Source organism: Pseudomonas sp. FBF18, from assembly GCF_024261405.1.
In the GTDB taxonomy this organism is placed as follows: Bacteria; Pseudomonadota; Gammaproteobacteria; order Pseudomonadales; family Pseudomonadaceae; genus Aquipseudomonas; species Aquipseudomonas palmensis.
This window is the reverse complement of record NZ_QKRS01000026.1, coordinates 44391-54667: the sequence shown is the minus strand read 5'-3', so window position 1 is coordinate 54667 and position 10277 is coordinate 44391. Positions and strand designations below refer to the sequence as shown.

The 10277-nt window shown below is 66.9% G+C and carries 11 protein-coding genes; 2 read left to right on the top strand and 9 right to left on the bottom strand.

Annotated features, from left to right (window positions below):
* Nucleotides 1–53: 53 nt before the first annotated feature.
* Genes DN387_RS25340 through cpaB form a run of 8 tightly spaced genes read right to left on the bottom strand, consistent with a single transcriptional unit; the run spans nucleotide 54 to nucleotide 7496 of the window.
* Nucleotides 54–311 carry a DUF3613 domain-containing protein gene (locus DN387_RS25340; protein WP_054916705.1) on the bottom strand — a complete coding sequence of 86 codons (258 nt, stop codon included), beginning with the start codon at nucleotides 309–311 and terminating at the stop codon, nucleotides 54–56.
* Nucleotides 308–991, bottom strand: a complete 684-nt coding sequence (locus DN387_RS25335; protein WP_043860936.1) for a tetratricopeptide repeat protein — start codon at nucleotides 989–991, stop codon at nucleotides 308–310. Before DN387_RS25335 ends, DN387_RS25340 begins: the two co-directional genes overlap by 4 nt.
* Before the next feature lie 14 nt (nucleotides 992–1005).
* Nucleotides 1006–1890 (bottom strand): type II secretion system F family protein, encoded by an 885-nt coding sequence (locus DN387_RS25330; RefSeq protein WP_054916706.1) that lies wholly within the window; start codon nucleotides 1888–1890, stop codon nucleotides 1006–1008.
* A gap of 1 nt (nucleotide 1891) precedes the next feature.
* On the bottom strand, nucleotides 1892–2740 hold the full coding sequence (locus tag DN387_RS25325) for a type II secretion system F family protein (RefSeq protein WP_054916711.1): 849 nt from the start codon (nucleotides 2738–2740) through the stop codon (nucleotides 1892–1894).
* A gap of 35 nt (nucleotides 2741–2775) precedes the next feature.
* Nucleotides 2776–4050: a CpaF family protein gene (locus DN387_RS25320; protein WP_043860934.1), complete on the bottom strand. Its 1275-nt coding sequence runs from the start codon at nucleotides 4048–4050 to the stop codon at nucleotides 2776–2778.
* The gene (locus tag DN387_RS25315; protein WP_054916707.1) at nucleotides 4051–5241 is read right to left on the bottom strand and encodes a pilus assembly protein; all 1191 of its coding nucleotides are present in this window, start codon (nucleotides 5239–5241) and stop codon (nucleotides 4051–4053) included.
* Complete coding sequence (locus DN387_RS25310; RefSeq protein WP_054916708.1) at nucleotides 5238–6533, bottom strand: type II and III secretion system protein family protein; 1296 nt, start codon at nucleotides 6531–6533, stop codon at nucleotides 5238–5240. The genes DN387_RS25315 and DN387_RS25310 overlap by 4 nt, the downstream gene beginning before the upstream one ends.
* A 21-nt stretch (nucleotides 6534–6554) precedes the next feature.
* A complete protein-coding gene (gene cpaB / locus DN387_RS25305) occupies nucleotides 6555–7496 on the bottom strand; it encodes a Flp pilus assembly protein CpaB (protein WP_054916709.1) in 942 nt (313 codons plus the stop codon).
* A gap of 324 nt (nucleotides 7497–7820) precedes the next feature.
* Between cpaB and DN387_RS25300 the strand changes: the two genes are divergently transcribed.
* On the top strand, nucleotides 7821–8006 hold the full coding sequence (locus DN387_RS25300; RefSeq protein WP_043860930.1) for a Flp family type IVb pilin: 186 nt from the start codon (nucleotides 7821–7823) through the stop codon (nucleotides 8004–8006).
* 15 nt (nucleotides 8007–8021) lie between these two features.
* Nucleotides 8022–8429: a response regulator gene (locus tag DN387_RS25295; RefSeq protein WP_043860929.1), complete on the top strand. Its 408-nt coding sequence runs from the start codon at nucleotides 8022–8024 to the stop codon at nucleotides 8427–8429.
* 92 nt (nucleotides 8430–8521) lie between these two features.
* Here DN387_RS25295 and DN387_RS25290 read toward each other — a convergent pair whose 3' ends face one another.
* Nucleotides 8522–10195 carry a ShlB/FhaC/HecB family hemolysin secretion/activation protein gene (locus tag DN387_RS25290; protein ID WP_043860928.1) on the bottom strand — a complete coding sequence of 558 codons (1674 nt, stop codon included), beginning with the start codon at nucleotides 10193–10195 and terminating at the stop codon, nucleotides 8522–8524.
* Nucleotides 10196–10277: the final 82 nt, after the last annotated feature.

Here is a 10277-nt window from a genome sequence, read left to right as displayed (position 1 = left end):
CACAAAATCGTGAATGAAGCCCAGCCGACGCTGGGCTTTTTCTTGGGCATGACTCACTTGTCGCTATTGCTGGTCTTCTCCCACCGGAAGAAATCCGGAATCACGTATTTGTAGGTATCCAGCCAGCGTTGCATGCTCTGGTCGCGCTCCTTGGGCGTGGCGCTCTGCGGGGTCTTGGAGGCCTGCGCGCCGCTGGCCTGCACCTGCAACCACGCCTCGGTGGCCGACTGTGCCCTGGACGAAGGCCCGGGCTCGATCGCCTGGGCCAGGCCCGGCAGCATCACCAGCATCACCAGTATCCGACTGTTCATGACGACCTCTGCACGGCAGCCACACTGCCAGGTTTGAGTTGTTGGGCGCGCGCCTGCGCTTCGTTGAATTGCGCCGCACTCAGGCCCAGCCGGCTCACCAGGTCGGCCGCCTGCTGCCACTTGTCCTGGTACAGCAGCAAGGTCACCAGGTTGACCGCCGCCAGACGGTCGCTGTCCTTGAGTTCGATTGCGGTCAGAAACTCGAAGCGCGCCTGCTCCAGCTTGCCCTGGTTCAGGTACACCACCCCCAGGTCGTTGCGGATCTTCTCGTCGGTGGGGGCCAGTTGCATGGCCCGTTGCAGATGCTGCAGCGCCTGCGCGTTGTCGCCACGGGCCGCCGCCATCTGCCCCAGCCCATGCTCACCCTCGGCCGCCAGGCACCCGCCGAGCAGGCTGCGGTACAGCGGCTCGGCCTCGCTGCGTCCAAGCAGGCGCAGCACCTTGGCCTTGCGCACCCGCACCTGGGCCAGATCGGCCGGCAGCGCCTCCAGGTGCGCAAGGCTGGCATGCGGGCGCCCGTCGGCAAGCATCTCGTCGGCCATGTTCAGCGACAGCTCCTGGCTCGAATCGGGCTTGGCACAACTGGCCGTCGAGCCCGGCATGGCCAGCCACGGCGCCGAGCCATCCGTGGCGCAACCACCGAGCAACAACAACCCCAACGCCGCGATGCATGCCTTCATTGCGTCCACTCCTCTCAAGCCCCGAATGCCCTGGCCAGGGCGGTGAAGCCCGGGCCGGCGAGTACGATCAGCAACGCCGGGAACAGAAACAGCATCATCACTGCCGACATCTTTCCCGACATCTTCGAAATCCGTTCCTGCAAGGTGGTCAGGCGCCGGTCATCGAGCAGTTGCTTGAGCGCCAGCAGCGACTTCATCGCCCCGCCCCCCTGGGTCAGCAACTGGCGCAGGATGATGCAGGTGTCGCTGAACGCCTCCACCCCCAGCAACTGCGCGGTCTTCTCCAGCTCCGGGGCCAGCGCCAGCCCCGAATCGACCCGTGCCAACAACAGCCGCAACTCCTCGCTCAGCACCGGCAGCAGGCGCTGCCCCTCCAGGCTCAGCAGGCGCAGGCTCTGCTCCACCGCCAGGCCCGACTCGAACATGATGCGCAGCAGCGGTATGAAGGTCGACACCTCCTGCGCCACCTGGCGCTGACGGCGTGCCGCCAGCAGCGCCAGCAACCGCTTGGGCAGCAGGTAGCCCAACCCCAGCCCCATCAGCGGGAACAACCAGGGCGAACGGCTCTCGCGAAAGAACACCTCCTGCACCAGCACCGCCGCCCCCATCAGGCATAGCGGCAAGCCCACCTGGCAGGCCGCGAACAGCGAGCGCTGGCGCGAACGCCGCCAACCCACCCGGTCGAGCAACTGGCGGGTCTCGCCGTCCAGGTTCAGCGAACGCTGCCCCAGCCGGCTGTCGCCCATGCGCTGCAACCAGCCGCGCAGTGCCGGCTCGTCCGGCGCACGCCCCTGCAGGCGTTGCTCCACCAGGCGCTGGCTGCGCCGCTGACGCAGCCACTGACCCAGCAGCAGGGCGAACGCGCCAAACAACAACACCGCACTGAGCAACAAGGCCATCTCAGATACTCCGCAACATGCGCCACAGCGCCAGACACCCCAGCGCCTGCAGCACGAAGGCACTGAACAGCAGGCGCTGCCCGACACTGTCATGCCACATGGTCAGCAGGTAATTGGGGTTGCTGAACATGAAGTAGCCGGCCACGCTGACCGGCAGCACCGCCAGCACCACGGCAGTGATGCGGGTTTCACCGGTCATCGCGCGCAGTTGCCGCGCGCCCTGCTCGCGCTCGCGAATCACCTTGATCAGGTTCTCCAGCAACTCGCTGGCATTGCCGCCATAGCGGTGGTTGATGCGCAGGCCCAGGGCGAACAGGCGCAGCTCTTCACGCGCGTACAGTTCGGCCAGATCCGACATCGCATCGTCCAGGCTCACCCCCAACTGCACGTTGCGCTTGACCCGCTGCATGGCCCCCAGCAACGGCTCGCGCGAGGCATCGATGGCCCCCAGCACCGCATCGCTCAGCGTGCGCCCGGCCTTCAGGCTGCGCACGCAATGGTCAAGCAGCACCGGCAACTGATCGATGAGGCGGCGTACCCGGTGCTGGTACCGCCAGGCCAGGAACAGGCGCAACAGCAACGGCCCCGCCAGCAGCACCAGCAGCAGGCCAGGCCAGCCGCCGTACAGCCCGGCGCACACGGCCAGCAGCAGCCAGCCTGCCACCCACGCCATCAGCCGATCATTGCGGCGGTCGAAACCTGCACGCAACAGCATCAGCTCGAGCCAGTCGGGGCCATGTGGCCCGCTGTTGTCGGCGGCCTGCTGGTGCTGGCCCAGGCGCTGCAGAATGCGTTCGTTGCCCGAGCGGTGCAGGCTGGTATAGAACAGGCGCATCGAGATGCCGAGCATGACCACGCCCCCCAGCCACAACCACACCGCGCCGCTCACGGCCCGGGCTCCGCATCGTTGAGGTCACGGCGCAGCTTGTCGCTGGCCGGGTTGACCGCCTCGCGCAGGAAGGTGTCGCCGCCGCGCCGGTCGAGGCGAAACAGCGTGTTGGTGACATACACGTCGTCGCGCACCCCCACCACCTCCAGCACCTCACTCACGCAGCGACGGCCATCGGGCAGGCGGGCCAGCTGGATCACCACGTCGAGCGCGGCGCAGATCATCTGGCGCAAGGTCTTCTCGGCCACCTGGCGACCGGTCAGGCCCACCAGAGTCTCCAGGCGCAGCAGCGCGTCCTGCGCGTTGTTGGCGTGCACCGTGCTCATCGAACCGTCGTGGCCGGTGTTCATCGCGGTCAGTACATCGAGCACCTCGACCCCGCGGATCTCGCCCAGGATGATGCGGTCCGGACGCATGCGCAGGGCGTTGCGAATAAGCTCGCTGGCCTTGATCTCGCCATGCCCCTCGGCATTGGGCGGACGGGTTTCCAGGCGTACCACATGCGGGTGATCCAGCTGCAGCTCGGCCACGTCCTCGATGGTCACCAGGCGTTCACGGGGGCTGATCAACTGGCTGAGGATGTTCAGCAAGGTGGTCTTGCCGGTGCCGGTGCCGCCGCTGACCAGGATGTTGCAGCGCTTGCCCACGGCTCGTTGCAGAAAGTCGAGGATCGCCTGGTCGATGGCGCGGGTGGCCAGCAGGTCGGCGCTCTTGAGCATGTCCTTGCGAAACTTGCGGATCGACAGGCACGGCCCGTCCAGCGCCACCGGCGGGATGATCGCATTCACCCGGCTGCCGTCGGGCATGCGCGCATCGACCATCGGCGACGACTCGTCCAGGCGCCGCCCCAACGGCGCGAGGATGCGCTGCATCACACGCTCCACGTGATGCGCGTCGATAAAGCGCAGGTCGGTCTGCTGCAGCACGCCCGCGCGCTCGATGAACACCCGGTGCGGGCCGTTGACCAGGATCTCGGTGACGCCCGCATCGCGCAGCAGTACCTCAAGCGGGCCGAAGCCGGTGAGCTCGTCGACGATCTCCTCGGCCAGGCGCTCCATCTCGTAGCGCGACACGGCCAGGTGCTGACGCGCGATGTAGTCGCCCACCTGCTCCACCACGAACTGCGCCAGCGCCGGGCGCGCGCCCTCCAGCAGGTTGAGGCCGGTGTCCTCGATGGCATCGATGATGTGCCGGTGCAAGGCCCGCTTGAGCCCCTGCGGGTCGCTGCCCGGGTTTTGCCGCGGGCCGCCGAACAGCTCGTCGCCGCTCATCTACTTGTGCCCCCACAGGCGCTTCATCCAGTTGCCCGCCTTCGGTTGCAGGCTTTCCGAACGTCGTGCCAGCCGCTCGCCCAAGGCCTTGAGCGCCTGGGTCAAGGCCTCGCGCGGGGCCACCTCGAACAGCGACAGCCCCTGGTTCTTGGCGTTCAGGCGCACCTCGGGGCTGTAGGGCAGCACCACCAGCACCGGCAGGCCATAGCGCTTGCCCAGCGCGTCGGAGTCGGGCGCCACGCTGCGCAGGTAGCGGTCCACCAGCAGGCTCGCGTGTTCCAGTTTCATGCCCTTCTCGCGCCACAGGGTCAGCACCTCCAGGTTGCGCCGGCAGTCCAGCACGTTCTGGTCGGTGTACCAGATCAGCTTGTCGCAATGGCTGACGAAGGTGCGCAAGGGCTCGCTGTCGGGCTGCCCGGCCAGGTTCACCACGATGTGCTGGAAGTGCTGGCGCAGCGCGCTGAGCAGCATGTACAGCTCGGCCGCGCTGGTGCGCTCCAGTGCCTCGTCGCTGTCGGTATAGGCCAGCAGGCGCAGGCCCGAGGGTTCGCGGGCGAACGCGCTGTCGATCAGGGTGGCATCCAGGCGGCGCAGGTGGCGCAGCGCATCACCGAAGTGAAACGAGGCCTCAAGCCCCAGCAGCGCCAGGCTGTCGCCACGGGGCAGGCCCAGGTCCAGCAACAGGGTCTGCTGACCACTGCCCTGTACCACCCGCGCCAGGTGACTGCTGAGCAGGGCGCCGTCGCTGGCGCACTGGGTGCCGTACAGCACCGTCAGGCCGCCCAGGTGCGGGTTGCTGGTCACCGGTGGCAGGCGCTTGCTCAGGCGGCGCACCAACCCGGCCACTTCGCTTGAGCGCGAGCCGTAGGCGACGAAGTCCCGCGCACCGGCGCGCATCGCATTGAGCACCAGCTGGTTGTCCATGCCATCGCCCAGGGCAACGATCGCCAGCATCGGCTTGGCCTCCAGCACCCCTTCGATCAGCGCGCACTGGCTCACCACCTGCTCGCGGTCCAGGCCCACGAACACCAGGTTGGCGAAGGTCACATCCACCAGTGCGAGCAGTTCGTCGAGGCTGCCGCTGCCGGCCCCCACCACCTGGCCCAGCGGCGCCAGGGCGGTTTTCAGCCACTGCAGGTCACCGTCGTCACGGGTGATCGCAAGGAAGGTCTGGCTCAGGCTCTGGCTCATTGGCTCAATCCACTGCGCTGTTCGAAGTTGCCGTTCTCGAGAAAGAACAGACGCCCCCAGCTCGGGTCGTAGGTGCGCAGGCGCTCGCCGGGCAACTCGGGCAACTTGGCATTGGCCGCCAGCGGTTGCACCAGGCGCGGGGTCACGATCATCAGCAGCTCGGTCTCCTCACGGCTGATCGACGACTGGCGAAAGAACGCGCCCAGGATCGGCACGTCGCCCAGGCCCGGAAACTTGTCCACCGCCGAGCGCGCACTGCTGCTGATCAGGCCGCTGATGATGAAGCTCTCGCCATCGGCCAGCGACACGCTGGTGTCGGTGCGCCGCACCGTCAGGCCCGGCACGGTGACGCCGGCGATGCGCACTGCGTTGTTGTAGTCCAGCTCGCTGACCTCCGGCGCCACCTTGAGGGTGATGCGGTCGCGGCTGACCACCGTGGGTGACAACGCCAGGCGAATGCCGAACTCCTTGTACTCGATGGTCACCGTGTCGCTGCCGGTGCTGGGCACCGGAATGGGGATTTCGCCGCCGGCCAGAAAGCTCGCGGTCAGGCCGCTGAGTACCACCAGGCTGGGGCGCGCCAGGGTGTAGGCGAAGCCGCTGCTTTCCAGCGCATCGATGGCCGCCAGGAAGCGGCTGCTGCCGCCGCCCCACACGATATTGAACACATCGTTGTTCAGCGGGATGCTCGGGCGCACCTTGACCAGCCCGCCAACGCCGCCACCGTCGGGGCTGGTCACCGCACCCGGCACGTAGCCCGGCGACACCGTGGTGTTGGGCACGCTGCCCGGCGAGCCGAACAGCGAGTTGTTGGAACCCTTGAAGAACAGCCGCGTACCGGCCTCCTTGAGCTTGGTGCGGCTGACCTCGACAAAGCGGATATCGGCCTGCACCTGGCTCGGCAGCAAGGGGTCGAGGCTGGGCGGCAAGGCGCTGTCGGCCATCTCGGCAGTGGCCCGGCCCTTGATGAACAGCATGCTCTGGCGCGGCACGCTGGCGCATGCGGTCCACAGCATCAGGCTGGTGGCGCCGGGGCCCACGGCGCTGACCACCACGCCGCGCTCGCCACTGGCCTGCACATCGGCGATGTTGGGGTCGCCCACTGCCGCCCGGGTGATCGGCACCGGCAGGCGGATCTCCTGCTGCAGGCCCTGGTCCAGCTCGATGCTGGCCGGCACCGGGCTCAGCCCGGCACAACCCGACGGCGCCGCCAGGGCATGGGCAGCCGGCCCCCCCAGCAACAACAGGGTCAGGATGGAACGCTTGAACATCAGCTCGGAACGACTGCTCATCAACGGGCATCCTTGCTTCGATCAGGGGGTGGGCGTTGAAGCCTGGGGGCCTCGAATGATCTGCATCTGGTGCCTGGGCGCCTGGCCTGCAACCGGGGCGGCGGCCGGGGTCATGGCCAGTTGACTGAAGCGAAAGAGGTCGCGGTTGGCGTTGTCCAGTTGCGGTGCAGCGGCCTGCGGGTCGGCCCAGTAGCTGGCCAGGCGTTTCTCTTCGGCGCTGCGTACCGCCAGGCGCAGGCTGCCTGCCTGGGCGGCCAGCAACAGGCGGCTGGCCAGGGCTTCAGGTACCGCCAGCACCACGGTGCGCGCCATGGCGCGACGCTGTTCCTGGGCCGCCTTGGCATCGGTGTCGGCCTCCGGCGGGCGGCCATCGTTGGCCAGCCCCAGTTGCTCGCCCACGCTGAGCAGGCGCAAGGCTGGCACGGCCACCTGGGCCGAGGCCTGCGGGTTGAGGTTGTCTTCGCGCAGGTACAGCAGCACATCCACGTAGTCGCCGGGGCGCAGTTGTCCGGCGGCGCCGACCACTTCGTCCACCGCCACCGCCAGGGCGCGCTCGCCGGGGTGGATCATGCGCGCCAGCGGCCCACCGGCCTCGAAACTGCTCTCCTCCAGCCAGGTACCTGCAGGCAGGGCCCGCCAGCTGGTGCGGCCCAGCACCTGCTCGGGGCGCTGGAAGCTGCCGGCCGGGGCCACCAGCAGGCGCTCGACACTCAGATCCTCGGCTGTCAGCACGGTGTAGGCGGGTACGTCGCGGCGCAGCACCAGCACGGGCTTGCGCAATGCGTCGGTGCCAGCCTCCGTGGCCTGGTCCACCGGCTGAGCCGGGCCGGCCGGCCCTGGCGCCGCCGCTTGCGGGGGCTCCGGTGCCTCGGATGCACGGCTGAGCACCAGCCCCCAGTAACCTGCCAGCACGGCACCGATCAGGAACAGCACGGCAAGGATCATGGTGATGCGACTGCTCATGTCGGCGCTCCCTCTGCCTGAACATCCCTTCGGCCGCGCGGTGTGCGAACTGGCCCGCAAACATGAAGTTGCAAGTAACTATTTCGCTATTTGACGGTAGCGCAGCTAGGACAAAACGCCATTACCCGTCAGTTTTTTTTCGGTCCGAAACCCGACACCCCCTGAAAACAACAGCTTATTGGCGCCAGCGTTGACACCCTTACTTTGGTATTAATGCCTTCTTACATTTGCCGGTTTCGAACCGCTTGACGATGCTGTGATGGCAAAGGGGAATCACCGTTTCCGGGCCCCATTACCCGCGCCTGTGGCGCAAGGAGAAGTACCATGGTCCTTTCCCGCATCCTCAAGCACTGCAAGCTGTTCTTCCATCGCAAGGACGGCGCGTCCGGTATCGAATATGCCATCGTGGCCGCCATGGTGGCCGTGGTGATCATCGGGGTCTCGACCGATGTGGGGGGCGGGGTGAAAAAGGTCTTCGACGATATCGTCGCCGCCCTGCCCTCAGCCTGATGACAGGACCTGAACATGCCGGCTTCCCACTCACGTCAACAGCTGCTGCTGGTGGATGACGAAGAAGACGCACTGCTGGAGCTGGCCGAGCTGCTGGAGGGCGAGGGCTTCTGTTGTCACACGGCAACCTCGGTCAAGCTCGCCCTGCAGCAGTTGACGCGACATCCCGACATTGCCCTGGTGATCACCGACCTGAACATGCCGGAAGAGAGCGGCATCTCGCTGATCAGGCGCCTGCGCGAGCACACGGCGCGTCAGCACCTGCCGGTGATCGTCACCTCGGGGCATGCCGACATGGATGCGGTCAGCGATCTGCTGCGCCTGCAGGTACTCGACCTGTTCCGCAAGCCGATCTACCACCTGCGCCTGCTGGAAACCCTGGACAACCTGTTCCCCAAGCCCCGCCTGCAACTGGTTCAGTAACGCCTGGCCGCCACGCGGCCCTCGCGGGTCAAGCCCGCTCCCACAGTTAGTGCGCATACCTTGTGGGAGCGGGCTTGACCCGCGCTCGGTCGTCACAGCTGGTAACTGAAACTCAACGTATACCGTGGCCGCCGATTGAAGCTGTCCAGCGCGATATCCGACATCGGCTTGGCCGCCTCCAGCGAGATGTTGTAGTAGCGCGCATCGCCAAAGCGCAGCCCCAGCGCCGCCGACGACAATCGTGAATCACGCACCGCCAGCTCGTTGAACCAGGTACGCGCGGCGTCCACCACCACGTACGGCTGCAGTACCTTGAGCCAGCTGCCATCGCGCTTGAAACTGTAGTTGACCTCGTATGCCGCACCCCAGCCCTTGTCGCCGGAAGCCTGATCGCTGGGGTAGCCGCGGCCGAAGTTCTGCCCGCCGAACACCGCGCGCTCGCTGTCGGGCAGGCTGTCGTCGGTCCAGTACAGCGCCGCCGATGCCACCCCCTGCCAGTTCTGCAAGAACCGGTCACTCTGCACCCCCGACAGGCGCAGGCGCAAAAAGTCCAGGTCGTAGTCGCTGTCGGTCTTGGCACCGAAGTGATCGAGGCCCTGGTACACACCGGCACTGAGGATGCGCAGCTGCTGCGCGTCCGACTTGCTCCAGTCTGCCTCGAAGGCAAAAGCGCGCACATCGGTGCGGGTACTGACCTTCAATGGCAGGCCGACCACCCGGTAGTCGGTGCTGTCGTTCACCGCATAGAAGCGCGCTGCCACGTTCAGCCATTCGTTGCTCGAGGCGATCAGCGCCTGGCTCAGGCCAATGGAGTAACGGTCGTTCTCGCGGTGCTGCTTGAGGTCTATGCCGTTCTCCAGGCGCACCCGCGCCGCCGGGTTGCTGCGGTAGGTCGAGGCCGAAAGATTGAGCTGGGTGCCTTCGGCGTCCACGTACTGCGAGTAGTCGAGACGGTAGTAGCGTTCGTCATCCTGCCCCGGCGGGAACAGCGCGCTGAAGCTCAACTGCTCGGCCACCGCGGTCTGGGCGTTGCTGTTCAGGCCGAGCAGCGCCTGGGTGTCGTCGCGGCTGCCGTCGGTGAGGCTCAAGGTACTGGTGAACGGCTTGCGCGAGGCCTGCGCGATCAGCCGCGTGGCGCCGTCGGTGGTGCCCGGCGGCGGCACCTGGGCCTGCAAGGTCAGGCCCGGCACCCGGCTCATCAGCGCGGTGTAGCGTTCGAAGGTCTTGCGGGTGAGCGGGCGCTCGGCCTTGAGCTTGCCCACCAGCTTGTCGAGGTAGGCCGACACCGGCCCCACATCGCCCTGCAGTTCGTAATCACGTATGTAGCCTTCCACCAGCACCACGCGCAGACGGCCTTCGGCGAAGTCCTGCGGCGGCAGGTAGGCATACGACAACAGGTAGCCATCCTGCTGGTAGCGCTGGGTGAGGCGGCGGGTGGCCTCGATCAGCTCGCCCAGGGTCACCTCGCGGTCGAGCAGGCCCTGGTAGTTGTCGCGCAGTTCGCTGAGCGGGTAGATGGTGCCGCCTTCGATGCGCACCCGCTGCACGCGCACCCGCGTGCCCATCAGCAGCGGCTGTGGCTGCTGGCCGGCATCCGGTGCGGGCAGGTTCAGTTGGGGAGTGACGGGACGAAAGGCATCGGCGGGCAGGTTGGGCGCTGGCAGCTTGCGCTCGGTCTCGTTGCTGTTGAGGAAGCTCGGCAGGGGCTCGGCATGCAGCGAAGCCACCCAGGACAGACCCAATAACGCGACGAACATCGATCGCATAGGACACTCCATGATCCTGAAAAATACGAGGGAACCAAAGACGGTTCCCTCGTCAGCCTCAAGCGTAGGTGTTGCCCGTAAA